This window comes from Streptomyces gilvus (assembly GCF_022513565.1).
Lineage (GTDB): Bacteria > Actinomycetota > Actinomycetes > Streptomycetales > Streptomycetaceae > Streptomyces > Streptomyces gilvus.
Window position 1 is genome coordinate 22,196 of sequence record NZ_JAKWBE010000040.1, and the last position, 22,913, is coordinate 45,108.

Annotated in this window: 26 protein-coding genes; 9 read left to right on the forward strand and 17 right to left on the reverse strand. The window is 71.2% G+C overall.

Annotation, left to right across the window (positions count from 1 at the left end):
- The first annotated feature begins 394 nt into the window (after positions 1–394).
- On the forward strand, positions 395–628 hold the full coding sequence (locus MKW14_RS37135; protein WP_240870610.1) for a hypothetical protein: 234 nt from the start codon (positions 395–397) through the stop codon (positions 626–628).
- A 417-nt stretch (positions 629–1,045) separates the two neighbouring features.
- Here the strand turns inward: MKW14_RS37135 and ppk2 are convergent, their stop codons facing one another.
- Genes ppk2 through MKW14_RS37150 form a run of 3 tightly spaced genes read right to left on the reverse strand, consistent with a single transcriptional unit; the run spans position 1,046 to position 3,388 of the window.
- Positions 1,046–1,954 carry a polyphosphate kinase 2 gene (gene ppk2, locus MKW14_RS37140; protein ID WP_240870612.1) on the reverse strand — a complete coding sequence of 303 codons (909 nt, stop codon included), beginning with the start codon at positions 1,952–1,954 and terminating at the stop codon, positions 1,046–1,048.
- Between the two features lie 29 nt (positions 1,955–1,983).
- On the reverse strand, positions 1,984–2,217 hold the full coding sequence (locus MKW14_RS37145) for a hypothetical protein (protein ID WP_240870616.1): 234 nt from the start codon (positions 2,215–2,217) through the stop codon (positions 1,984–1,986).
- A 16-nt stretch (positions 2,218–2,233) separates the two neighbouring features.
- Positions 2,234–3,388, reverse strand: a complete 1,155-nt coding sequence (locus tag MKW14_RS37150; RefSeq protein WP_240870620.1) for an inorganic phosphate transporter — start codon at positions 3,386–3,388, stop codon at positions 2,234–2,236.
- Between the two features lie 113 nt (positions 3,389–3,501).
- On the opposite strand from MKW14_RS37150, the gene MKW14_RS37155 reads away from it, so the two are divergent.
- The 3 genes from MKW14_RS37155 to MKW14_RS37165 are packed head-to-tail and all read left to right on the forward strand — an operon-like array spanning position 3,502 to position 5,078.
- On the forward strand, positions 3,502–3,906 hold the full coding sequence (locus tag MKW14_RS37155) for a helix-turn-helix domain-containing protein (protein WP_240870622.1): 405 nt from the start codon (positions 3,502–3,504) through the stop codon (positions 3,904–3,906).
- Positions 3,907–3,921: 15 nt separating this feature from the next.
- Positions 3,922–4,335 (forward strand): VOC family protein, encoded by a 414-nt coding sequence (locus MKW14_RS37160; RefSeq protein WP_240870624.1) that lies wholly within the window; start codon positions 3,922–3,924, stop codon positions 4,333–4,335.
- Complete coding sequence (locus tag MKW14_RS37165; protein ID WP_240870625.1) at positions 4,332–5,078, forward strand: VOC family protein; 747 nt, start codon at positions 4,332–4,334, stop codon at positions 5,076–5,078. The genes MKW14_RS37160 and MKW14_RS37165 overlap by 4 nt, the downstream gene beginning before the upstream one ends.
- Here MKW14_RS37165 and MKW14_RS37170 read toward each other — a convergent pair.
- The 7 genes from MKW14_RS37170 to MKW14_RS37210 all read right to left on the reverse strand — a co-directional run bounded on the left by MKW14_RS37170 (position 5,065) and on the right by MKW14_RS37210 (position 11,311).
- A complete protein-coding gene (locus MKW14_RS37170) occupies positions 5,065–5,307 on the reverse strand; it encodes a hypothetical protein (RefSeq protein ID WP_240870628.1) in 243 nt (80 codons plus the stop codon). The genes MKW14_RS37165 and MKW14_RS37170 overlap by 14 nt on opposite strands.
- The gene (locus tag MKW14_RS37175; protein ID WP_240870630.1) at positions 5,304–5,618 is read right to left on the reverse strand and encodes a DUF952 domain-containing protein; all 315 of its coding nucleotides are present in this window, start codon (positions 5,616–5,618) and stop codon (positions 5,304–5,306) included. The genes MKW14_RS37170 and MKW14_RS37175 overlap by 4 nt, the downstream gene beginning before the upstream one ends.
- Before the next feature lie 10 nt (positions 5,619–5,628).
- Positions 5,629–6,834 (reverse strand): RNA polymerase sigma factor, encoded by a 1,206-nt coding sequence (locus tag MKW14_RS37180; protein WP_240870632.1) that lies wholly within the window; start codon positions 6,832–6,834, stop codon positions 5,629–5,631.
- A gap of 6 nt (positions 6,835–6,840) precedes the next feature.
- A complete protein-coding gene (locus MKW14_RS37185; protein ID WP_240870634.1) occupies positions 6,841–7,254 on the reverse strand; it encodes a YciI family protein in 414 nt (137 codons plus the stop codon).
- 647 nt (positions 7,255–7,901) lie between these two features.
- Complete coding sequence (locus MKW14_RS37200; protein WP_240870637.1) at positions 7,902–8,504, reverse strand: GNAT family N-acetyltransferase; 603 nt, start codon at positions 8,502–8,504, stop codon at positions 7,902–7,904.
- A 189-nt stretch (positions 8,505–8,693) separates the two neighbouring features.
- Entirely contained in the window at positions 8,694–9,791 is a 1,098-nt protein-coding gene (locus tag MKW14_RS37205; protein ID WP_240870639.1) for a family 2 encapsulin nanocompartment cargo protein polyprenyl transferase, read from the reverse strand.
- Between the two features lie 113 nt (positions 9,792–9,904).
- On the reverse strand, positions 9,905–11,311 hold the full coding sequence (locus MKW14_RS37210; RefSeq protein ID WP_240870640.1) for a family 2B encapsulin nanocompartment shell protein: 1,407 nt from the start codon (positions 11,309–11,311) through the stop codon (positions 9,905–9,907).
- A 299-nt stretch (positions 11,312–11,610) separates the two neighbouring features.
- Here MKW14_RS37210 and MKW14_RS37215 point away from each other — a divergent pair, with 299 nt between their 5' ends.
- Together MKW14_RS37215 and MKW14_RS37220 are read left to right on the forward strand one after the other, a co-directional pair.
- Positions 11,611–12,201 carry an N-acetylmuramoyl-L-alanine amidase gene (locus MKW14_RS37215; RefSeq protein ID WP_240870643.1) on the forward strand — a complete coding sequence of 197 codons (591 nt, stop codon included), beginning with the start codon at positions 11,611–11,613 and terminating at the stop codon, positions 12,199–12,201.
- Positions 12,202–12,223: 22 nt separating this feature from the next.
- Positions 12,224–13,129 (forward strand): 1-aminocyclopropane-1-carboxylate deaminase/D-cysteine desulfhydrase, encoded by a 906-nt coding sequence (locus MKW14_RS37220; protein WP_240870646.1) that lies wholly within the window; start codon positions 12,224–12,226, stop codon positions 13,127–13,129.
- Positions 13,130–13,132: 3 nt separating this feature from the next.
- Here the strand turns inward: MKW14_RS37220 and MKW14_RS37225 are convergent, their stop codons facing one another.
- From MKW14_RS37225 to MKW14_RS37255, 7 genes are all read right to left on the reverse strand, one after another.
- A complete protein-coding gene (locus MKW14_RS37225; RefSeq protein WP_240870649.1) occupies positions 13,133–13,879 on the reverse strand; it encodes a hypothetical protein in 747 nt (248 codons plus the stop codon).
- On the reverse strand, positions 13,872–14,462 hold the full coding sequence (locus MKW14_RS37230; RefSeq protein ID WP_240870651.1) for a hypothetical protein: 591 nt from the start codon (positions 14,460–14,462) through the stop codon (positions 13,872–13,874). Before MKW14_RS37230 ends, MKW14_RS37225 begins: the two co-directional genes overlap by 8 nt.
- A gap of 16 nt (positions 14,463–14,478) precedes the next feature.
- Positions 14,479–15,447, reverse strand: a complete 969-nt coding sequence (locus MKW14_RS37235) for a hypothetical protein (protein WP_240870655.1) — start codon at positions 15,445–15,447, stop codon at positions 14,479–14,481.
- A gap of 29 nt (positions 15,448–15,476) precedes the next feature.
- The gene (locus MKW14_RS37240; protein ID WP_240870657.1) at positions 15,477–17,642 is read right to left on the reverse strand and encodes a hypothetical protein; all 2,166 of its coding nucleotides are present in this window, start codon (positions 17,640–17,642) and stop codon (positions 15,477–15,479) included.
- Entirely contained in the window at positions 17,639–18,373 is a 735-nt protein-coding gene (locus MKW14_RS37245; RefSeq protein ID WP_240870660.1) for a hypothetical protein, read from the reverse strand. The genes MKW14_RS37240 and MKW14_RS37245 overlap by 4 nt, the downstream gene beginning before the upstream one ends.
- A gap of 182 nt (positions 18,374–18,555) precedes the next feature.
- Positions 18,556–19,053, reverse strand: coding sequence for a Pycsar system effector family protein (locus MKW14_RS37250; RefSeq protein ID WP_240870662.1), 498 nt, complete (start codon positions 19,051–19,053; stop codon positions 18,556–18,558).
- Between the two features lie 123 nt (positions 19,054–19,176).
- Positions 19,177–20,772: a Na+/H+ antiporter gene (locus MKW14_RS37255; RefSeq protein WP_240870665.1), complete on the reverse strand. Its 1,596-nt coding sequence runs from the start codon at positions 20,770–20,772 to the stop codon at positions 19,177–19,179.
- Positions 20,773–20,834: 62 nt separating this feature from the next.
- On the opposite strand from MKW14_RS37255, the gene MKW14_RS37260 reads away from it, so the two are divergent.
- The 3 genes from MKW14_RS37260 to MKW14_RS37270 all read left to right on the forward strand — a co-directional run bounded on the left by MKW14_RS37260 (position 20,835) and on the right by MKW14_RS37270 (position 22,913).
- Complete coding sequence (locus MKW14_RS37260; RefSeq protein WP_240870668.1) at positions 20,835–21,095, forward strand: UBP-type zinc finger domain-containing protein; 261 nt, start codon at positions 20,835–20,837, stop codon at positions 21,093–21,095.
- 259 nt (positions 21,096–21,354) lie between these two features.
- Positions 21,355–21,768, forward strand: coding sequence for an ATP-binding protein (locus MKW14_RS37265; protein WP_004925829.1), 414 nt, complete (start codon positions 21,355–21,357; stop codon positions 21,766–21,768).
- Between the two features lie 17 nt (positions 21,769–21,785).
- Positions 21,786–22,913, forward strand: a complete 1,128-nt coding sequence (locus tag MKW14_RS37270) for an RNA polymerase sigma factor SigF (RefSeq protein ID WP_240870671.1) — start codon at positions 21,786–21,788, stop codon at positions 22,911–22,913.

Sequence of the window (22,913 nt, forward strand, 5' to 3'; positions counted from 1 at the left end):
TGCAGGGCGTACGACTGCACGAAGAGCTCGCTCCGCCAATGGTGGGACGGCAACTACAGCCCGCGCAACATCCACCGGCACAACGCACCCAACTGGATGCGACGCGCCAATCACTACTCGTGGGGCATCATGTTCCACAGCGAAGTATGGAGGGGCACTTACGGCAGCTGGTGCGGCTGCAGTCCCTGACCCACCCGGCTGACGCGCGCCTATGACGCGTCGGCCCAGCCTCAGCGGTGCCTCCCGGGATGGGTGTCCCGGGAGGCACCGCACTCCTCCGCGGCTACCGGTACCGGGCCGTGGAAGCGTGCTATCCCGCCCCGCCCATGGACAGAGGACAACAGTCTTGCCTGACCCGACCCAGGACACTCCAGAACAGCCCAAACTCTGGCAAGTGAAGATCGCGCTCATCGCAACAGCCGCACAGCACGAAGAAGTGATGGACCGGATCGTCGAAGTGCTGTGCCCCGACCCGGGCCACGACGGGCCATGCCCCATTCCATGGGGTATGCACAGTGTCAATGGCGAGTCCTTGTCCCATCGGGAGCGCAAGGCACTGCTGACGGAGATCAAGGAGACCAACTGGGGCCCGGACGAGGCTGAAGGCGGAGAGGAAACCGAGAGGTAGGCCGCTCAGAAGCCCGGCGACCAGTCCGCACACAGTCCGCAGAACACCCGCTCAAGACCGTCGCACCCCATCGCCACCCATCCCCAAAAGGCCAGGTCAGCGCCCCACAGGAAAGTTCCCCGCAGGTCACCGACCCGGCCCATTACTGGGAGACCAAGAAGGCCTGACACAAGGCCTGACGAACTTCCGAGGGCCCGGTCGTCTTCCGCTCGACCGGGCCCCTTCGTCATGCCCGGCACGGCACCGCACGGACCGTGACACCGGTCGCACATCCCCGCCACCACCCCGCCGATCGGAAGCCCCCATGCCTGCCCCGGTCTGGAAGTCGGCCGGAATCGCAGCGCTTCAGGGCGAGCCGGCCGCTCTGGCGCTGCTCGTGGGAGTCCTCGTCGCCGACGCGACGACGTGCTTCGGGGTCTAGCCGGGCCGGTCCGCGTGGTCGTCCTCGCCTGCCTCCAGGAGGCCCGCCGCCGCGCCCACGATGCGGGGGTCGGGGCGGCCGACGACCTCCTCGTCCTTGTCGGAGTAGGCGAAGCGGGCCAGCACGCTGCGCATCGCCTCGACGCGGGCGCGCTTCTTGTCGTTGCTCTTCACCACGGTCCAGGGCGCGTGTTCGGTGTCCGTCTCCCGGAACATGGCGACCTTGGCCGCGGTGTAGTCGTCCCAGCGGTCCAGGGACGCGAGGTCCATGGGGCTGAGCTTCCACTGCCGTACGGGGTCGACCTGACGGATCGTGAAGCGGGTGCGCTGCTCGCTCTGCGAGACGGAGAACCAGAACTTCACCAGGTCGACGCCGTCGTCCACCAGCATCCGCTCGAACAAGGGGGCCTGGCGCATGAAGCGCAGGTAGTCGTCGTCCGAGCAGAAGCCCATCACCCGCTCCACACCGGCCCGGTTGTACCAGGACCGGTCGAAGAGGACGATCTCGCCGGCGGTGGGCAGGTGTTCGACGTAGCGCTGGAAGTACCACTGGCCGCTCTCGCGCTCCGTCGGCTTCTCCAGCGCCACCACCCTCGCGCCCCGCGGGTTGAGATGCTCGGTGAACCGTTTGATGGTGCCGCCCTTGCCGGCCGCGTCCCGTCCCTCGAAGACGATGACGAGCCGGCGGCCGGTCTCCCTGACCCAGCTCTGCAGCTTCAGCAGTTCGATCTGCTGCAGCCGCTTGTGCCACTCGTACTCCTTGCGCTCCATCCGCTGTGCGTACGGGTAGTTCTCCCGCCAGGTGTCGATGGGCGAGCCGTCCGGGCGGATCAGCACGGGGTCGTCGGGGTCGGTGTAGTCGACCTTCAGGTCGGCCTGTTCGGCCAGCAGGGGCGGGGTGGTCATGCGGTCCTCCTGAGGTGGTTCTCGGCGGCTCAGTGGAACTGCGGCACGATCAGGTAGATGCCGTACACCACCACGGCCGCGCAGGCGAGGAAGCACAGCCCGGCCTGGGCCATGCCGACGGCCGACGTGCCGCCGCCCTCCTCGCGGGCGCCCTCGTAGCGGGCGAGGCCGAGGACGCCGAGGGCGAAGACGACGACCACGGCGACGGTGACGCCGATGCTCACCGCGGTCACCTTGCCGAGCGCGTTCCAGTCCAGATCCATCGAAGCTCTCCCTGCCTCAGGCGGCCGTGCCGACGCGGGCCGGCGCCTCGGTGCGGATGGCCACCTCGTGGTGGTCGTTGACGTTGTTCGCGTGCACCGGGTTGCGACGCGAGAGCAGGACGATGCCGCCGGCGAGCGCGGCGCCGACCAGCGCGACGACGACCGTGCCGACGTTGCCGCCGTGCTTGACGGCGCTCGCCGAGACACCGCCGACCAGCGCGGCGGCCGGCAGCGTGATCAGCCATGCGGCCACCATGCGGCCGGCGACTCCCCAGCGCACCTCCGCCAGCCGCCTGCCCAGGCCCGCGCCGAGGATGGAGCCGGAGGCCACCTGCGTGGTGGACAGGGCGAAGCCGAGGTGGGCGGAGGTGAGGATGACGGTCGTGGAGGCCGTCTCGGCGGCGAAGCCCTGCGGGGACTGGATCTCCGTCAGGCCCTTGCCCATGGTGCGGATGATCCGCCAGCCGCCGAGGTAGGTGCCGAGGCCGATGGCGAGACCGGCGGAGGCGATCACCCACACGGGCGGGCCGGCGTCGTGGCCGAGGGCGCCGGCGGAGATCAGGGTCAGGGTGATGACGCCCATGGTCTTCTGCGCGTCGTTGGTGCCGTGCGCGAGCGATACCAGCGAGGCGGAGGCGATCTGCCCGAGCCGGAAGCCCTTGGTCACGGAGTTTTTGCGGGCACGGGCGGTGAGCTTGTAGGCGAGGTAGGTGGCGATCAGGGCGGCGACGCCCGCCACGACCGGCGAGGCGACGGCCGGGATCAGGATCTTCTCGACAACCTTGTCGACGTGCACGCCGTGGGAGCCGGCGCCGACCCACACGGCCCCGATCAGCCCGCCGAACAGGGCGTGCGAGGAGCTGGAGGGCAGCCCGACCAGCCAGGTCAGCAGGTTCCACAGGATCGCCCCGACCAATCCGGCGAAGATCATCCCCGGACTGACGAGGGTGTCGTCGACGATGCCGCCGGAGATCGTCTTGGCGACCTCCGTGGACAGGAAGGCCCCCACGATGTTGAGGACCCCGCTCACCAGCACCGCCACTTTCGGCCTGAGCGCGCCGGTCGCGATGGAGGTGGCCATCGCGTTCGCGGTGTCGTGGAATCCGTTGGTGAAGTCGAAGGCCAGGGCCGTGACGATGACGACCGCCACGAGGAACGTGATGTGGTCCATGTCTCCATGGGAGCAAGGGCTTTCGTACGGCAGGCGAACTCAGGGCGAAGCGCGCTCCAGGTGCAGGCACCGTGCAGGCACCCGAGCGGTGAGGATCGTGCGATGCTGACGTGGTGAACCGTGAGGACCTGGTACGTCTGCGCAAGGCCCGCGACCGCATGGACCGCGAGTACGCCGAACCCCTCGACGTGCCCGCCCTCGCCCGCACCGCCCTGATGTCGCCCGGCCACTTCCAGCGGCTGTTCCGCGAGGCCTACGGCGAGACTCCGTACAGCTACCTCATGACCCGCCGGGTCGAACGCGCCAAGACCCTGCTGCGCCGGGGCGACCTCACGGTCACGGAGGTCTGCTTCGCGGTCGGCTGCACCTCCCTCGGCTCCTTCAGCTCCCGTTTCACGGAGCTGGTGGGGGAGTCCCCGAGCGCCTACCGGGCCCGCTCGCACGAGGAGAGCGCGGAGATCCCGCCGTGTGTCGCACGGGTGTACACCCGCCCGACCAGGACGTATCGGCCGTACTGACCTTAGGTTGGAAGCATGGACCTCAAACTCAACACGTGTTTCATCGCGGTCGACGATCACGACAAGGCGATGGAGTTCTACTGCGACGTCCTGGGCCTGGAGGTCCGCAACGACGTCAAGTACGAGGGCATGCGCTGGGTGACCGTCGGGTCGCCGCTGCAGCCGGACGTGTCGATCGTGCTGGAGCCGCCGGCGGCCAACCCCGACCTCTCCCCCGCCGACCGGGACGCGATGGAGCAGCTGCTGGCCAAGGGCGTGCTGCGCGGGGTCAACTTCACGACCGAGGACTGCGACGCCCTCTTCGCCCGCGTCCGGGAGTCCGGTGCCGAGGTGATCCAGGAACCGATGGACATGCCGTACGGGGTCCGCGACTGCGCGTTCCGGGACCCGGCCGGGAACATGCTGCGGTTCATGGAGCGCAAGGGGTGAGCGGACGGGTCCGGTGGACGTACGCCTTCATCGACCGCCCGGCCGGGGCCTTCGGCGCCGCCTGCGCGTTCTGGACGGCCGTGACGGGTACACGGCTGTCCGAACTCCGGGGTGACGACAAGGAGTTCACCACCCTTCTGCACGACGGAGCCGACGCCTGCGTGAAGGCGCAGGCGGTCGCCTCGGGGCCCGGCGGCGCCCATCTCGACTTCCCGGTGGAGGACGTACGGGAGTTCATGGACGCGGCGCTGCGGCTGGGGGCGGAGACGGTCGCCGATCACGGGACCTGGGCCGTACTGCGCTCGCCCGCCGGGCAGTTGTTCTGCACCATGCCGTGGCGCGCTGAGTCGGTCCGGCCGCCGGTCGTGCGCGGCAGTCGTCTCGACCAGGTGTGCGTGGACCTCGCGCCGTCCGCGTACGACGGCGAAGTCGCCTTCTGGAGCGCCCTGTTGGCGGACTGGGAGTCCGTCCCCGGCTCACGACCCGAGTTCCACGTGATCAAGCCGCCGCCGGGGCTGCCGGTCCGGATCCTCCTCCAGCGGCTCGGCGAGGAACGCCCGACCACCGCCCACCTGGACCTGGCCTGCGCCGACGCCGGGGCGACCCGCGCCGAACACGAGCGCCTGGGAGCCGAGTTCGCCGCCGAGGGCTTCGGCTGGACGGTGCTGCGCGACCCGGCGGGCGGGCTGTACTGCCTGACGGGCCGCGCTCCGGAGACGGGTGGCCTGCCTACCCCGTGCTGACCACGCAGATGATGCGGTCAGGGCCGGAGGTGCGCACCGAGGTCGGGCAGTCGGTGGGCACGTGCCGTGCGACGGAGGGCGACAGACTGGGTCTCGCCTTCTCCCAGCCGGCCGGCGAGTCGGAACCCGACTCCCCCAGCCACAGCGTCAGCGCTCCGCCGACGACCACCGCGCCGAGCCACACCCCCACGGCCCAGCGCCACGCCCTCCGCCGTGCTAAACCGCTCACGTCCACGGCTCCACGGCCACCACGGCGTCCACCGGGATCGGGCCGTACACGTGCGGGAACTCCTCGCCGCCGGGCTCGGGGGCCTCGTACTTCACGGGTATGCCGAGCCGGTCCGGGTCCACGACCAGGACCACCAGGTCGTCCAGGCCGTCGTAGAAGCGGGCGGTGCCGGGGAGTTGGGCGCGGGTCGAGAAGTGGATGAAGCCCTCCTCCTGAAGGGTCCGGCCGCGCGTCGAGATCTCGTAGGTGCCCTTCGCGCGGGCGGCTTCCCACAGGGGGCGTTCGGTGAGGTGCAGGATGGGGTCGGTCATGGGGATCACGCTACGGCCTCAGACGGGCGGCCCGCTCCCGCAGATAACGCTGCTCGGGAAGGCTCAGGGTGGCCGCGGCGGCCGACTCGTAGGCGGTCCGGGCCCGGTCGTACGCGCCGGCCCGCTCCAGGAGGTGACCGCGCACGGCGTCCAGGCGGTGGCCCAACCCCGGCTCCAACAGGGCCAGTTCCGCGAGCCCCGCCTCGGGCCCGTCGACCATCGCGAGGGCGACGGCGCGGTTGAGGCGTTCGACGGGGCCCGGGACCCGGCGCACCAGCACCTCGTACAGTCCGAGGATCTCCCGCCAGTCGGTGGCCCGCGCGGACGGCGCCTCGTCGTGCACGGCGGCGATGGCGGCCCGGAGCGCGTAGGGGCCGGCCGGTCCCCGGGACAGCGCCCGCGTCACCAGCGCGACGCCCTCCTCGATCGCGGCCTTGTCCCAGCGGTCGCGGTCCTGCTCGTCGAGCGGGATCAGTTCGCCGTGCGGTCCGGAACGGGCGTCGCGGCGGGCATCGGTGAGCAGCATCAACGCCAGCAGACCGGCCACCTCGCCGTCGTCGGGCAGGAGCCGGTGGACGGTACGGGTCAGCCGGATCGCCTCGCCGGCCAGGTCACGGCGTTGCAGGCCGGCGCCGGAGGTGGCGGTGTAGCCCTCGTTGAAGATCAGGTACAGCGTGTGCAGCACGGCGGGCAGTCGCTGAGCCCAGTTCTCCGGCCGCCCGAACCGCACGCCCCGCACCTTCTGCTTGGCCCGGCTGATCCGCTGGGCCATGGTCGCCTCGGGCACGAGATACGCGCGGGCGATCTCCGCCGTCGTGAGGCCGCCGACCGCGCGCAGGGTGAGCGCGATCTGGGCGGGCGGGGTCAGGTCCGGGTGGCAGCACAGGAAGAGCAGGCTGAGGGTGTCGTCCTCGCGCGGCGCGCGGTCCGGGCCGGTGGCCAGGGCCGCGGTCAGCGCCACGGCCCGCTCCTCCCGCGCCCGCCGCGCCTCCTCCGAGCGCAGGGCGTCCGTCAGCCGCCGCGAGGCCACCTTGATGAGCCAGCCGCGCGGGTTGTCCGGAACCCCCGCCGAGGGCCACTGCCCGGCCGCGGCGAGCAGCGCCTCCTGTACGGCGTCCTCGGCGGCGGAGAAGTGGCCGTACCGTCTGACCAGCGCGCCGAGGACCTGCGGCGCGTGCAGCCGCAGCAGGTCCTCGGTCTCGGCGGTGGGACGCACGGCGGCTCAGACGTCCGCGGAACCGCTGTCGATGGGCCGGATCACCACGGGGTACCTGCGGGCACCGGCGGGCTGGGGGCACTCCAGGACGCGCTCGGCGATCTCGGTGACCCGCTCCAGGCTCGCGCAGTCGAGGACCCAGTAGCCGGCCAGCAGCTCCTTGGTCTCACCGTACGGCCCGTCGGTGACCACCGGCTTCCCGTCGTCGCCCGGGGCGACCAGCCGGGTCCGGGCCGGCTCGACCAGACCCTGCGCGTCGATCATCTCGCCGCTCTCGGCGAGGTCGTCGGTGAGGGCGCCCATGAAGGCGTACATGGCCTGGATCTCCTCCTGGCTCCACGCCGGGGAGATGTCGTTGGCCTTGCCGCGCATGCCCTCGTAGTCCGCCTGCGTGCACTCCACCATGACCAGGTACTTCATGACTCTGCTCCTTCGGCTCGGGCCGCCCGTGGGGGGCGGCTCTCACGGGGGACGTCGGAGCCGGGCCGGACTTCTCGACACGGGGCCGGATGATTTTTTACGGGACTCCCCGCACGGCGTGTGCCCGGTCTGCGCGCGGTCCTCAGGATTCCCCCGCGGTCGGCCGCTCCCGCTCGCCGTTCCGCTCCCGGTCTCGCTCACCGCTCTCGGGAACGTACGCCTCGCACCCGGCATTGCGGCACGGGCCCGGCCCCCAGACCGGGACCCAGGCCCCGAGCGTCTTGTGGCGCCTGACCACCGTCTCGACGGGCTGCCCGCACCGGGGGCAGACGTGTTCCGAGCCGTCCATCTCCTCAGGTTAGGCCGCTCACCGCTTGCGCGCGTGGGTACGGCCGAGCACGCCGCTGCCGACTCCTTGCCCCCGGACCGCACGGGCTGTCCGGCCCTGCTGGAGATGCGCCCGGTGGCCACCCGGCACCCCGTATTGCGCGCCTCCTTCACGGAGCCGGTCCGTGCCGACCTGGAGGAGGGCCTGGCCTTCCACGGACGCCGGGCTGCCCGGCGGGGACGAGACCGTCGCCCTGCTCCACGACGGCGCGCACCGCAGGGGCTGCGCGTTGCGGACGGGCTGGTGCTCGTGCCCGGGCTCAGGCGGACCGGGGTTCGCGCCACATCGGCCACATGTGGGGGCCGTCGGGGAGGGTGAGGGGTTCGCCGACGAGCTCGAAGCCGAGGCGTTCGTACAGGGCGCGGCTGCGGGCGCTGCTGGCCTCCAGGTAGGCGGGCAGGCCCTCGCGGTCGCAGCGGGCGAGGACGTGCTGGATGAGGGCCGTGCCGAGGCCCTCGCCCTGCCGCTTCGGGGTGACGCCGATCATCCACAGGTATTCGTGGGCACGGCCCGTGGGGTGGAGGTCCTCGGTGAGCCGGCCGATCAGCTCGACGCGCTCGTTGTCCGGGTCGACGGCGGCGCGGAGCTGGGCGGGGCCGTCCTCGTCGGAGTCGTCGGCGTGCGGGTCGGCGGGCATCGGCAGCCAGAGCGCGCACGCGCTCGCGTCCTCGGTGAGGTCGACGCGGCCCTCGGCGAGGACGAGGTCGGTGAAGGCGGCCATCAGCCCGGGGTGCCGCGCACGGCGGTGCTCCGCGCCGGGGAAGACCCAACTGCTGACCGGATCGTCCTGGAACGCCTCGTCCAGCAGCCGTACGACCGTCTCGCGATCGCCCGCGCCCGCCGCCCGGATCACCACACCCATGTGCCGTCCCCTCGTCTCAACCGACCTCGAACGTACGGGGGTTGAGCCTATCCGGAACGTACGGGGCGGCGGGGCCCGCACACCGTGGGGATGTGCGGGACCCGCCTTCGCCGGAGCCTCGACGGCCGCGCGGGGTCAGGAGCCGCGCGGTCGCCCCGGTGGGCTCCGGGGTCTGGGTGGGCGCCGGACTCAGCTGCTGCGCCGGGTCACGAACTCCGCCAGCGCGAGCAGTCCGCCGGCCCGGTCCGGACCGGGGATCGCGCGGGACAGCTCCTGCACCGCGCGGGCCATCCGGTCGGCCGCCTGGACCTGCGCCCAGTCCCGGCCTCCGGCCCGCTCGACGGCGAGCACGGTCCGCTCCAGGTCCTCCTTCGCGTACGGCGCCTCGTACAGCTCGGCCAGTTCGGCCGCCGCCGGGGTGCCCGAGGTGAGCGCGGCGACCACCGGGAGGGACTTCTTGCGGGCCGCGAGATCGGCGCCGGCCGGTTTGCCGGTGCGGCTCGGGTCGCCCCATATGCCGATCACGTCGTCGATGAGCTGGAAGGCGAGCCCGGCCTGCCGGCCGAACGCGTCCAGCGCCTCGACGTCCTCCTGCGCCGCGCCCGCGTACAGCGCGCCCAGCGCGCAGGCGCATCCCAGCAGGGCGCCCGTCTTGGCCTCGGCCATGGTCAGCACCTCGTCGAGGGTGACCTCGCCGGGGTGGCGCCGCTCCATCGCCGTGTCCGTGTGCTGTCCGGCGCACAGCTCCACGACACAGGCCGCGAGGCGGGCCGCGGCCGCCCCGGACGCCGGGTGCGGGTCCTCGGCGAGCAGCCTGAGGGCCAGCGCCTGCAGGGCGTCCCCGGCGAGGATCGCGTCGGCGTCGCCGAACACGGTCCAGGCGGTGGGCCGGTGACGACGGGTGGTGTCGCGGTCCATCACGTCGTCGTGCAGCAGCGTGAAGTTGTGCACCAGCTCCACCGCCGCGGCCGCCCGCACCGCCGCCGTCTCCGCCCCAGGGCCGCCGAGCGCGGCGGCCGCGGTGAGGACGAGCGCGGGCCGTATCGCCTTGCCCGCGTTGCCCGCCGCCGGTGTCCCGTCGGCGTGCTCCCAGCCGAAGTGGTAGAGCGCGATCCGCCGCATGGAGCCGGGCAGGGAGTCGATGGCCCAGCGCAGGGCGGGGTCGACGGCCGCCCGGGCGCGCTCCAGGATCGCCGTCGCCTCGGCCCCGTCGAGCCCTCCCCCGCCCTCGCGGCCCTCCCTCCGCCCGGCGGAGTGCCGCTTCGCCTCCGCCAGGAACTCGGCCATGGGGTCCCCCTCGGTCAGTCCGCGGACGGTGGCGCTTCCGCTCGGGCCGGTCGCGTACGACCTGGATCTACCCCGGCCGGGCTGCGGAAACACGGCTCCGAGGTGGAGGAACGTCACCTCCAGCGGCCGATCTCGATGTTCTCCAGGACCCCGAGCGCGTCCGGCACCAGGACAGCGGCCGAGTAGTACGCCGTCACGAGGTACTTGATGATCGCCTGTTCGTTGATGCCCATGAACCGGACGGACAGGCTCGGCTCGATCTCGTCCGGGATGCCGGCCTGCTGCAGCCCGATCACGCCCTGCTCGGCCTCGCCGGTGCGCATGGCGATGATCGAGGACGTACGGGCCTCGGTGACCGGGATCTTGTTGCAGGGGTAGATCGGCACGCCCCGCCAGGTCGGGATGCGGTTGCCGGCCACCTCGATGGTCTCGGGGACGAGTCCGCGCTTGTTGAGCTCGCGGCCGATCGCGGAGATCGCGCGCGGGTGGGCGAGCAGCAGCTTGGTGCCGCGCCGGCGGCTGAGCAGCTCGTCGAGGTCGTCGGGGCTGGGCACACCGTCGTGCGGCTGGATCCGCTGGTCGTACTCGCAGTTGTGCAGCAGCCCGAACTCCCGGTTGTTGACCAGCTCGTGCTCCTGGCGCTCCTTCAACGCCTCGACGGTGAGCCGTAGTTGCTGCTCGGTCTGGTTCATCGGCTGGTTGTAGAGATCGGCGACGCGCGAGTGGATGCGCAGCACGGTCTGGGCGATGCTCAGTTCGTACTCGCGGGGCCTGGCCTCGTAGTCGACGAAGGTGTGCGGGATGTCGGGTTCGCCGCTGTGGCCGGCGGCGAGGTCGACGGCCTTCTCGCCGTACTTGTTGGTGTGCTGCTCGGGGATCGAGCGCACCTGCTGGAGGTGCTCGCGCAGGGAGTCGGAGCGCTCCGCGACCTGTTCGACGTCCTGCCGGGAGAGGGTCAGCACCGTGCACGTGGTGGCCGCGCGGATGGTGTACTCCCAGATGGCGGCCGGGCTCAGCAGCGCCGCGTCGCCGAAGTAGGCGCCGTCGGCGAGCACGCCGAGGACCGCGTCGTCGCCGTAGGGGCCCGTGCCGACCTTCTCCACCCTGCCGTGCGCCAGGAGATGGACGTCGTCGGTCGCGCCGCCGAAGGAGGCGATCACCGAGCCCGGCGCGAACTCCTGCTGCCGGCAGCGCTGGGCCAGCTCCGAGAGCACCTCGTCGTCCTCGTAGTCGCGCAGCGCGGGCAGTTCGCCCAGCTCGGCGGGGATGACCTCCACCCGGTCGCCGGTCTTCACGAAGGTGATGCGGCCGTCCCCCACCGCGTACGTCAGGCGCCGGTTCACCCGGTACGTGCCGCCCTGGACGTTGACCCAGGGAAGCATGCGCAGCAGCCAGCGGGAGCTGATCTCCTGCATCTGGGGCGCGGACTTGGTCGTGGTGGCCAGGTTCCGCGCGGCGGCCGTGCCGAGGCTCTGCTGCGGCTTGCCCTGTTCCGAACGGACCTCTTCGCCTACCGACATATGAGAATTGCCCTCCCGGTCATGCGGCGGCACGGTCGGAGCCGCCGCATTGCGATCTGCACGGACCAGCCTTCCATCACGGAGCGTGCTGGTGCCATTACACGAAAGAGCGGGGTTGGATCTTCGGATCGATGGGCAGACAGAGGGCTTTCATCCAGCGGCCGGACACACGGAATGGCCGGATCCGTTCGGCGACCGCGGGCACTATGTGTAATCACCCCCTCACTTCAGGTAAAGAGCCCTGGCACGGGCGGTCGCGTCGGGCGGTCGTCGGCACGGCATGCACGAAGGAGGCGGTCATGGCCTCACCCATGTCCGCGGGCGCTTTTCGGGCCGGGCTCCTGGCGGAGGGCCTCACCGTCGTCGGGGTCGGCGACTGGGAACGTCACAACCGCAACCACAAGGGCCCGTGGGGCCCGGTGCACGGCGTGATGATCCACCACACGGCGACCAGCGGCAGCGAGCACACGGTCGAACTCTGCCGCGACGGCTACGCCGGCCTGCCCGGCCCCCTCTGCCACGGGGTCATCACCAAGGACGGCACGGTCCACCTCGTCGGTTACGGCCGCGCCAACCACGCGGGCCTGGGCGACGACGACGTGCTGCGCGCGGTGATCGCCGAGAAGGCGCTGCCGCCCGACAACGAGGCGAACACCGACGGCAACCGCCACTTCTACGGCTTCGAGTGCGAGAACCTCGGCGACGGTCACGATCCCTGGCCCCGGGCCCAGCTGGAGGCCGTGGAGAAGGCGGCGGCAGCGGTGTGCCGGCACCACGGCTGGACGGAACGCTCGGTGATCGGCCACCTGGAGTGGCAGCCGGGCAAGGTGGACCCGCGCGGCTTCACGATGGCGTGGCTGCGCGAGCGCATCCGCGCCCGCCTGAAGTGACGCACCGGGTCACAATGGAGCCGTGACCGGCCTCGACACCCTGCGACCACGCCTCCCCTCCCCCCTGCAGGAGCTGTCGGACGCCCGTTTCGGCCGCCGTGGTCTGCGTCTTCTCCTCAAGCGGGACGACCTCATCCACCCGGAGCTGATCGGCAACAAGTGGCGCAAGCTCGCGCCGAACATCGAGGCCTGCGGCGGCCGCCCGCTCGTCACCTTCGGCGGGGCCTACTCCAACCACCTGCGGGCCACGGCGGCCGCTGGACGGCTTCTCGGGCTGCCGACGGTCGGCGTGGTGCGCGGGCAGGAGCTGGCCGACCGGCCCCTCAACGCCTCGCTCGCCCGGTGCGCGGCCGACGGCATGCGGCTGCACTTCGTCGACCGGTCGACGTACCGCCGCAAGACCGAACCGGACGTCCTCGCGGGCGTGCTGCGCGCGGCGGGCGCCGAGGACGCGTACGTGATCCCGGAGGGCGGCAGCAACGCGGAGGCGGTACGCGGCTGCCGGGCCCTGGGCGAGGAGCTGCGCGGACAGGCGGACGTGGTCGCCCTGGCCTGCGGCACCGGCGGCACCCTGGCGGGCCTGGCCGCAGGCCTGTCCCCCGCACAGCGCGCCCTCGGGATACCGGTCCTCAAAGGCGGCTTCCTCACCGCCGGTATAAGAGCCCTCCAGCAGCAGTCCTTCGGCGGCCCCCGCGGCGCCTGGACCCTGGACGAACGCTTCCACTTCGGCGGCTACGCGCGCGTGCCCACCGACCTCGACGCCTTCGCCGAGGACTTCGAGGAACGTCATGGCGTGGCGGTGGAGCGTCTGTATGTCGCCAAGTTGCTGTACGGACTTGTCGCCCTCACCGAGGAGGGGGCGTTCCCCCGGGGAACCACCGTGGCCTGTGTGATCACCGGCCGACCATGGAGGTCGGCCGGCACGTAGTCCCTACTCCGCCGCTGGATTCTCGATCATGTGCAGAACACCCGCGGCAAGGCGTTGCAGACAGCTTGACCGCGCCTCGGCGTTCCACTGATCCGTCGCTGCCTGCTGCCGGGCGTACTCGGCACCGCCCGCCGTCGCGTAGGGATAGTGGTCCTCGCCCATGATGCCGGTGAGCCCCTCGGGAGTGATCCGGTCGATACGGTCGCCGGCCCCCAGCCTGATCCCGTCGCCGACGCCGGGCTGGTAGGCGTAGTCGCGGAACTCGTTCTTGCTGCCCAGCGACTCGTAGGCGGCGCTCACACCGATGGTGACACCACCCGACTCGTCAAGCAGCAGGATCGGAAACCCCTTCCACTCGCCGACCTTGTCGCCGTATGCGTAGTGCCCGCCCCACGAGGCGTATCGACCGATGTGGGTGTACTCGCGCTTGTTCTGTTTGAGCCACGACCATTTCCATGCCCGCAGGTAAGGCACCTCCGGCTGTGGTGGAGGCGCCCAGAAGACACGGGCTATGCGGGAGGCGGGCGGGGTGGGCCGGGGCGCGGCGGGCTCCAAGGGGACGCGGCGGAGCGGCACTCCCGCCGTGCGCAGCCGGGCGGCGCTCTCGCGGGCGAGGGTGTGGAACCGCTCGGTGAACTCGTCCCGCGCGGCCTCCAGCGCTCGCGCCTCCCTCTCCCGCTGCTCGACGAAGTCCTGCTGCTCCTGTCGTAGTTGCTCGGCGGATGAGAAGAAGTCGTCGGAGTCAGCCATGCTTGCTCCTTCGGGGAGACGGGTGGGTCTTGGGACTCGGCGCGGGAGTCGTGGGCGTGTCGTCCTCCAGGACATGGTGCTCATCGGCTTCGGCCCAGCTCTTGAACGAGTCCCACCAGACGACCACCGGCGCCTTGGCGGCGGCCGGTTCCCCGGGGCTGCCCAGCGCGTGCACGTTGTAGAGAGCGAGGTAGACCACGACGATCAGGCCGACCGCCTTGAAGGAGACACGGGAGCAGGCCTTCATCGCCCGGCCGAGGCCCCGGCCCGCCTTCTCGGTCCAGTCCGCCAGGTTCTCCACCCACTCGCCGTAGATCCGGAGGACCAGGGGGATGCCGCGCCCCTGGCCGATGAGCAGCAGAGTGCACGCGTACTCGGGTGCGAACAGCACGGTTCCCAGCAGCTGGGACAGCTGCGCTCCCGTCCAGTCGGCCGCTCCGCTCAACCGCGGCACGGCCCCGCGCAGCAGGCCCCAGAGGAGCAGTGTCGAGCTGACGGTCAGCAGCGGGATGCGTATCGGGTACACCAACCAGGAGAAGGCCTCGTCCAGCACCTTGGCCAAAAGGTCGAACAGTTCGATCATCGCGTGCGGTGTCCTGTCACTCGTCCCCGTCGCGGATCTGCTCCACTCCACCGCCCGAGTCGGCGTCACCGTTCAGCACGGTGTCCTCGTCCCCGGTCCTTCGCTCCCGGGACCGCCGGTCGCGGCGGCGGGAGCGGCCCTCACCCAGTTGCCGGGGGGCGTTCGCGGAGCCCGCCGACGGCAGCTGGGTGGCCGAGGCGGGCAGCGTGCCACGCAGCTGCGCGATCAGCTCGTTGATCACATGTGCTTTCTCGTGTTCTTCGCTGCCGTCCGCTCCGACGACGGCCTTCGCCATCTCCAGATGGACGAGCAACGCGGCGCGCTCGTCCTCCCGTTGGTCGCGGTAGAACTCGAACGCGGCCTCGGGATTGCGGATCATCGCCTCTGCCATCAGGCCGGCCTTGCCCTCGCTGAGGACCTTGGCGGCCTGGTCGCGCTGCATGGCGTTGAGCGTTCCCGTACGAGTGATGCCGGTGGCCTCGACGTCGGGGCGCAGCGCGCAGCTCACCGCCAGGATCTCCAGCAGCCCCTTGTCGGTCGGCCCGGTGAACCGCTGCCCGTTGATCCACGACTCCAGATCGCCCACCGCGTCCAGCGCATAGTGCCGCGCCTGGGCGCCCAGTCCGTCGACGATGCGGCGCCTGAGCATCCGCTGCACGTCGAAAGGGTGCTGTTCCGCGGCGGCTTCGGCGTTGGAGACACACCAGTCCACCTCGATCGACCCATGGAAGCGCAGTCCCTTGTCGGCGCTGTCGAGTTCGACGGTGAGGGTGGTGGTCCGCTCCCTGAGGTCCACGATCCAGTACTTGCCCTTGGGGCGGTAGAAGCCGATTCCGGAGGTGGGCACCTCGCCCTTGGGCATGCGCCGAAGCTCGGTACCGAGGAGCACGACCGCGCACTCTCCGGCGTCGGGGCGCGCATGGTCCTCGATGTTGCGGGGACGGGTCACCGGGAAGGGACCGCGCACAGGTTCCTTGATGGCCACACTGGCTCCTGTCATCCGTGTCGTGCCGCTCAGCGCAGCGCGTCCAGCTCCTGTAGAGCGAGTTGTGCGGTGTAGGAGGGATCGGACGGCTCATGGGCGAGCCGCCGGAGATGGTGGTCGAGACGGCGGAAGTCGCCGTCGTCAACGATCAGTTCGTCGACGAGGTCCAACAGGGCCTCGCGCGACTCGCCGTGCCGGTCGGCCTGTCGGATCCAGGCTTCCAGGACGTTCAGGCTCTCTCGTGTCGTGACCCGGTGGGCGAGGGCGCCTCGCCAGAGGTCGACGACGTCCTCGTCGATGCGCGTCCCGCCGGGACGTTCGTCGCCGCCCGGCCCCTGCTGCCCGTACCGGTCGAACAGCCAGAGCACGGAGGGCCAGTGCACCGCGTCGGGACGACCGTCCGCGCCGTACAGTCGGCAGATCCGCACGAACGCGCCGAGGAGCTGTCCGCGCGCGGGGTCGCCGGCATCGTCCAGCCACGTCCCCATCGCCTCCAGCACGAGCGCGTGGAGCCCGCTGGTGAACGCCGCGGACAGACCGAACCTGACGGCCCAGGTCACTCCCTCGTCCTTCGCGTCGAGGAGTTCCCCGAGCCCCTGGAGACCGGCGACAGGCTGCACCGGAGTCACCGCGAGTCCCCAGGCGAGAGCGGCGGTCATACGGCGGTACCGGCTCGGCGCGGAACTCCAGGACTCCACCAGCCCGAGTGCGTGCGCGGCGACGGCCGGCTCCCGGACGGCCACGGAGAGAGCGATGGCCGCCGCCACCCTGTCCCGCGAGTCGGGAGACAGGGCCCACGGCTGCAGCACTTCCTCCGCGATCTCGGCGAAACTCTGCAAGGACAGCCGTCCCATGACGACCGCCGCCCGGCGCCGTACCGCCGCGTCGCGGTCGTGCACCAGGTCCGAGAGCCAGCGCAGCAGCAATGCCGCGTCGTACTCCTGCCAGACGACGTCGATCAGCGCCGAGGCCAGGCCCCGGGTGGCGAAGTCCACGACTTCCGCCGGGCTGCTGCCGTAACGGGTGTGCACGGCGGCCGTGAAGGTGACGGCCCGTACGGCCTCGAGGCGTTCCTTGCGCGTCATGTCGAGGAAGGGACGGGGCCTGACGCGCCCCTGGGTGGAGGCCTCGTACACGACGTCGGCGAGGCGGTTCGCGAGACGGTTGACGGTGGCGTAGGGGAAGCCCCCGAAGAAGGCCACCGCGAGGGCCAGTTCGCGGTGCAGGTCCTGGTTCTGCAGCAGACCCGCCGCATCCTGTCTGATCCGTCCGGCAGCCTGGGCCATGCACTCGGAGACGGTGACCGTCCCGTCCGCGGTCCGGGCCAGTTCGCGCGCGGTGTGGGCGATCTCAGCCGGTATCGGGCCGCTGGCGAGCCACTCGGCCACTTCGGGATCGTCGAGCAGGACGTCGGCGAGGGCACGCCGGTCCGTCGGCAGCCGGTACAGCAGGTGGCTGCGTAACAGGCGTCTGCCGTCGGGGCGTTCGCCCACCGACACCGTCCAGGTGACCATGTCCACCGAGACCGGGGAGGCGTCGGTGACGACCAGCACCAGGTAGGCCCGCCGGTCGGTGAGGACGCGGGACAGCCTGGAGAGGGTGAACCCCGTGAGCTCTCGCTCACCCGTCGTCCGCAGCCCGGTTTCGAGGACGTACGCACAGCCGGGTTTCACATCGGCCGCGACGAGGGCGTCCGGGTCGGTTCCCGGGGCCAGGAAGCGGCACTGGCCACCGCGCTGCAGGAGGGTGACGGCGACGGCGGTGGCCAGGAACCGGCGCCCGCTGTGGCGAGGGCCGCGCAGCACGAGCACGTGGTGGGCGCGGAGGGTCTCCTCCGCCTGTTCCGCGCACGGCGGGCGGACGTAGACCTGCTCCATCTCCGTCGTCTCGGTATCGGTGAGTCGGTACCAACCGGGCGCGCGGCGCGCGGACCGGCCGCCCATGTTGAGGACGAACTGGTCGCCCCCGACGATCGACTCGGCCTTCACCCGTCTCCGGAAGTCCATCGAGCCGGCGTGGTCGAACCGCTCCACGTCGTCGTCGAGTTCGGAACGCAGACGCCGCAACTCGTCCAGCCGGAAGTCGGCGTCCTCTGAGCCCTCGGCCTGGTCGCGGTCACCGTGCGGCGCGTGGTTCGCGGTGTCGTCCTCGCTCTCGGATCCTCCGCCGTCCGAGGGCCGCTCGCCGGAGGTCACGGGGTGTTCCGGAAATTGATCTGGGGGCCGTTGACCACGTTCTCGGCCTTGACGACGTCGTGGAAGGTGATGCCACCCCCGCCACGATGCTCCCCGGCGCCGGGAGTGGTGTCCTTCTCGGCTCGACGGGAACTCCGCTCCGGCTCCTCGGCCGTCCCGGGGGCGCGGGGTCCGCGCGGCGCCGGTGTCAGCCAGGCTGCCACCTGTTTCCCGCCCTTCACGGTGAGCCGGGTCTCCCCGAACAGGTCCGGGTCGAGATCGCCGTGCCCATGCCGTACGACGCCGTTCCAGATCTCCTCCGACACGGCCACCACACTGGAAAGGCCGCTTTCGGCCAGCGCCTGACGCAGTTCGTCGGCGTCGAGCATGCCGTGGAGCAGGTTGACGTCCCCGCCGTCCGCGTCGCCGCCGTCCGGGGTGGGGACGAGATACCCGCCGTGCACGACCAGGCGCAGGCCGAGACGCATCGCCTCCGAGGATTGCTTGTTGTGGCGCCGCAGCAGAGGCGGCAGAGGACCGATGAGGGCTTCCACCACGGGGACCGGCGAGATGTGCGGCAGGAAGTCGTACCGGCCGCCGTCGCCCCGGCTGCGCAGCACGTAGCAGTCGCTGTCGACGCCCTGCTGGCTCAGGGCGTCGGCGATCGCCGTGGTCTGCGCCCTCCGCAGTGCGGGCAGGACGCTGTCGTCACGCGACGGCTGCGAGGACCCTCGAACGTCGACACCCAGCATGACGTGGTGAATCGGCAAAAGCCGGGAAACTGTCACGCCGCCCGCCCCCCAAGATCAAGCGCCACAGATCGTTCCTTCCGCCGACACACCGGCAGACAGGTCTGACCTCGGTGTCGATGCGTCAGGGAAGGAGATTGAGAGAGTAACCAGAGTCACAGACATTTAGCCAATGAATCATCAAATCACGTCCAAACGATCACGAACAGCAGCGCCACCAGCCCTCCACCCGCACCGACCGCCCAGGACAAAGCCCTTCGGAAGGAAGCGAACTTGAGCTCGGCGACCGCCGCGAGATCGACGGCGTGCTGCCATGCCTCGGCACGTGCCCGTCCCGGCTCCGCAGCGGGTGTCACCGGTCCCTGTGTGCGAGCGAGCGACGGCCAGCCGTACCGCGTTGGGGTGCTCGTCACGGTCCTCGGCGCCAGTGTGCGCAGGACGAACCACGCCGACACCATCGTCGAGATCACCGTGAGGTGCGCCAGCAAGAGGATCAGCGCCTGCCGGACCGTGTGCGGCGGCGCCATGCCCCGCAGCGCGCTCGCCTGAGTGAGCAGTCCCGCGACCAGTACTCCGAGACTGGCCGCCAGCAGCCCGGCCTTGGTGTCGGCCGAGATGATCCACGCGCTGACCTGGTCGATCGCCAGCGTGGCGTCCGCCCCCGGCTCGAACTCGTCCCCCACAGCCCCTCCCCCGCCCCGCACGTCGCGCGTCGTGTCGAGATCGCCGCCAAAGGTAGGCGTGCCCCTCCCGCCCCGAGCGCCTTCAGGCCCATCATGTCCGCCGGCGGAGCACCTCACTCCCGGTCAGGCCGTCTCCCGGTAGGCCGCCGCCTCCTCCAGGTCCAGGCGACGCAGCAGGGTGCGCAGCATCTCGTCGTCGATGTAGCGGCCGTCGCGCAGCCGTACGAACATGGCGCGTTCGGCGCCGATCATCTCCCGGGACAGGCGGCGGTAGGTGTCGTCGACGGACTCGCCGGTGACCGGGTTGGTCTGGCCCAGGCGCTCCCAGACGGCGTTGCGGCGGCGCTCCAGGACCTGGCGGAGGCGGTCGGCGAGGGGCGGCGGGAGGGTGTTGCGCTCGTCGGTGAGCAGTTCGTCCAGGCGCTGTTCGGCGACCCGGGAGGCCTGGGCCTGGGCGTTGGCCTCGGCGAGGGTCTCGGCCTGCGCGTCCTTGGCGGGGAACCGCACCAGGCGGATCAGCGGGGCCAGGGTGAGGCCCTGCACCACCAGGGTCCCGATGACCGTGGTGAAGGTCAGGAAGAGGATCAGGTTGCGCTGCGGGAAGGGGCCGCCGCCGTGCACGGTGAGCGGGATGGAGAAGGCGATGGCCAGCGAGACGACACCGCGCATCGCGGCCCAGGAGGTGACGATCGGGCCTCTCCAGGTGGGATTGTCCTCGCGTTCCCTGATCCGCGGGGACAGCATGCGGGGCACGAAGGTCCCCGGGTACACCCAGACGAACCGGGCCAGGACGACCACCAGGAAGACGGCGAGCGCGTACCAGGCGGCGTCGATGCCCCGGTAGTCCCCGAGGCCCTTGAGCACGACCGGCAGCTGCAGCCCGATGAGCGCGAAGACCGCCGACTCCAGGACGAACGCGACCATCTTCCACACCGCCTCCTCCTGGAGCCGGGTGGCGAAGTCGACCTCCCACGCGCGGTGCCCGATGTAGAGGGCCACGACCACGACCGCCAGCACACCGGAGGCGTGCACCTGCTCGGCGACGGCGTAGGCGACGAAGGGGATCAGCAGCGACATGGTGTTCTGCAGCAGCGCCTCCTTCACATGCGTGCGCAGCCAGTGGATCGGCGCCATCAGCACCAGTCCGACCACGACACCGCCGACCGCCGCCAGCAGGAACTCGCCGATCCCGCCGATCCAGGACGCGCCCTCGCCGACGGCGGCCGCGACGGCAACCCGGTAGGCGGTGATCGCGGTCGCGTCGTTCAGCAGGGACTCGCCCTGCAGGATCGTGGTGATCCGGGAGGGCAGCCCGACCCGCCGGGCGACGGCGGCCGCCGCGACCGCGTCCGTCGGCGCCACGACGGCCCCCAGCACGAGCGCCGCGGGCAGCGGCAGCCCCGGTACGACGAGATAGACGATCCAGCCGACGACGAACGTGGCGAACAGCACGTACCCCACCGACAGCAGCGCCACCGGCCGCACGTTCCTGCGCAGATCGAGGTACGAGCTCTCGACCGCCTCCTTGTGCAGCAGCGGCGGCAGCACCAGCGGCAGCACGATCTCCGGATCGAGCGTGTAGTCGGGCACCCCGGGCAGGTACGACACCACAAGACCCACCGCCACCAGCCACAGCGGCGCCGGCACCGGGGTGCGGCGCGCGGCCGCGGCGACCGCGGTGCTGCCCGCCACCAGCAACAGCAGGGGCATCACGTCCATCGTCCTCGCCCACCCTCGTTTTTCCGCGCGGCCCTCCGCGCGGGCGTCGTAATCTGGCAATCATGAAACAGTGCACGCACGCCGAAGCGCTGCCGCTTCCGGAACCCGGTCCGCTCAGCGAGACGTGCCTGGAGTGTCTGCGGGACGGCACGCACCCGGTGCAGCTGCGGCTGTGCCTCACCTGCGGCCACGTCGGCTGCTGCGACTCGTCGCCGAACCGGCACGCGACGGAGCACCACAAGGATTCCGGCCACCCGGTCATGCGCACGTTCGAGCCCGGCGAGAACTGGCGTTGGTGCTTCGTCGACCACGTACTTGTGTGACCCTGGACGCCAGGGTTCCAGGACGGTTCGACCGTCTGACGTCTGGGTACGTCAACCCGGCGCGTCTTCTTCCCATTGGGAGCCGCAGACCCCTAGACACGGAGCGTGTCCACAGTTTTACTGTGAGTGACGGCAAGGGGTCGGGGTCCTGGGGACAGGAAAGTTGAGAGCGCGATAGCGTCACCGCTGAACCACACATCGCGTTACCCCGGGGGGCGACCCTCGGCCCCGTAAAGCTTGTACCACCATGGAGGTGAGGGTGTCCCAGATCGCAGGCGAGCCCGCGACCCAGGACTTCGTGGAAGTCCGGCTGCCGGCCGCGGGTGCCTACCTGTCGGTGCTGCGTACGGCCACGGCCGGTCTCGCGGCCCGTTTGGACTTCACCCTCGACGAGATCGAGGACCTGCGCATCGCGGTGGACGAGGCCTGCGCGATCCTGCTGCAGCAGGCCGTGCCCGGCTCGGTGCTCAGCTGTGTCTTCCGGCTCGTCGACGACTCGCTCGAGGTCACCGTCTCGGCCCCGACCACGGACGGTCACGCCCCCTCGCGCGACACCTTCGCCTGGACCGTGCTGTCCGCCCTCGCGGGCAAGGTCTCCTCCGCCGTGGACGAGGACAAAACCGTTTCGATCAGCCTCTACAAACAGCGCGGCGCGGGACCCGGGCCGGCGTGAGGACAGGGGACGGGCCGGTGCGTGACGAAGAGCGCGGCACACGGGAGCTGCCGGCCGAGGGCACAGGCGCATCCCGTCACACGGGGGAGCCCGTCGACGGCAGGGCCGGCATCGAGGCCACGGCGGGTATCGCCGGAATCCCCGAGCAGGCCCGGCCGCATCCGGAGGAGGGCGCGGACCACGCGGCGGCGACCGGCTTCCTGGACGACGGCGGCCGGCGGGATCGGGAAGGTGCCGCGCCGAGCACCCCTGCGGACGGGCCGGACGGGATCGCCCCGCCCCGGCCGCAGGCGAGGGCTGGGCGAAGGACAACGGGCGGGACGATGAGCGAGCACGAGCGAGACGAGCAGCAGGACGCGCAGAGCGTGCAGCGGGCCACGCAGCACGACGCACAGGACCGCAGCGGAGCGCGCGCGATGTTCGTCGAACTGCGCGGGCTGAAGGACGGCAGCCCCGAGTACGCGGAGCTGCGCAACAAGCTGGTCCGTATGCATCTGCCGCTGGTCGAGCACCTCGCGCGCCGCTTCCGCAACCGCGGCGAGCCGCTGGACGACCTCACCCAGGTCGCCACCATCGGCCTGATCAAGTCCGTCGACCGCTTCGACCCCGACCGCGGCGTGGAGTTCTCGACGTACGCGACCCCGACGGTCGTTGGCGAGATCAAGCGCCACTTCCGCGACAAGGGCTGGGCGGTTCGGGTGCCGCGGCGCCTGCAGGAACTGCGCCTCGCGCTCACCACGGCCACCGCTGAGCTGTCCCAGCAGCACGGCCGCTCCCCGACCGTGCACGAGCTCGCCGAGAAGCTGGCGATCTCGGAGGAGGAGGTCCTGGAGGGCCTGGAGTCGGCCAACGCCTACTCCACGCTGTCCCTGGACGTCCCCGACACCGACGACGAGTCCCCGGCGGTCGCGGACACCCTGGGCGCCGAGGACGAGGCGCTGGAGGGCGTCGAGTACCGCGAGTCGCTCAAGCCGCTGCTGGAGGACCTGCCGCCGAGGGAGAAGCGGATCCTGCTGCTGCGCTTCTTCGGGAACATGACCCAGTCGCAGATCGCGCAGGAGGTCGGCATCTCCCAGATGCACGTCTCCCGTCTGCTGGCGCGCACCCTGGCCCAGCTGCGGGAGAAGCTGCTGGTGGAGGAGTAG

What these genes read in the sequence shown, in the direction of transcription:
- MKW14_RS37225 (WP_240870649.1), bottom strand. Translation starts at nt 13,879, where the DNA reads ATGGCTGACTCCGACGACTTCTTCTCATCCGCCGAGCAACTACGACAG.
- MKW14_RS37145 (WP_240870616.1), bottom strand. Translation starts at nt 2,217, where the DNA reads ATGGATCTGGACTGGAACGCGCTCGGCAAGGTGACCGCGGTGAGCATC.
- MKW14_RS37185 (WP_240870634.1), bottom strand. Translation starts at nt 7,254, where the DNA reads ATGAAGTACCTGGTCATGGTGGAGTGCACGCAGGCGGACTACGAGGGC.
- MKW14_RS37230 (WP_240870651.1), bottom strand. Translation starts at nt 14,462, where the DNA reads ATGATCGAACTGTTCGACCTTTTGGCCAAGGTGCTGGACGAGGCCTTC.
- MKW14_RS37200 (WP_240870637.1), bottom strand. Translation starts at nt 8,504, where the DNA reads ATGGGTGTGGTGATCCGGGCGGCGGGCGCGGGCGATCGCGAGACGGTC.
- MKW14_RS37210 (WP_240870640.1), bottom strand. Translation starts at nt 11,311, where the DNA reads ATGTCGGTAGGCGAAGAGGTCCGTTCGGAACAGGGCAAGCCGCAGCAG.
- MKW14_RS37215 (WP_240870643.1), top strand. Translation starts at nt 11,611, where the DNA reads ATGGCCTCACCCATGTCCGCGGGCGCTTTTCGGGCCGGGCTCCTGGCG.
- MKW14_RS37260 (WP_240870668.1), top strand. Translation starts at nt 20,835, where the DNA reads ATGAAACAGTGCACGCACGCCGAAGCGCTGCCGCTTCCGGAACCCGGT.
- MKW14_RS37255 (WP_240870665.1), bottom strand. Translation starts at nt 20,772, where the DNA reads ATGGACGTGATGCCCCTGCTGTTGCTGGTGGCGGGCAGCACCGCGGTC.
- ppk2 (WP_240870612.1), bottom strand. Translation starts at nt 1,954, where the DNA reads ATGACCACCCCGCCCCTGCTGGCCGAACAGGCCGACCTGAAGGTCGAC.
- MKW14_RS37175 (WP_240870630.1), bottom strand. Translation starts at nt 5,618, where the DNA reads ATGACCGACCCCATCCTGCACCTCACCGAACGCCCCCTGTGGGAAGCC.
- MKW14_RS37160 (WP_240870624.1), top strand. Translation starts at nt 3,922, where the DNA reads ATGGACCTCAAACTCAACACGTGTTTCATCGCGGTCGACGATCACGAC.
- MKW14_RS37150 (WP_240870620.1), bottom strand. Translation starts at nt 3,388, where the DNA reads ATGGACCACATCACGTTCCTCGTGGCGGTCGTCATCGTCACGGCCCTG.
- MKW14_RS37245 (WP_240870660.1), bottom strand. Translation starts at nt 18,373, where the DNA reads ATGCTGGGTGTCGACGTTCGAGGGTCCTCGCAGCCGTCGCGTGACGAC.
- MKW14_RS37205 (WP_240870639.1), bottom strand. Translation starts at nt 9,791, where the DNA reads ATGGCCGAGTTCCTGGCGGAGGCGAAGCGGCACTCCGCCGGGCGGAGG.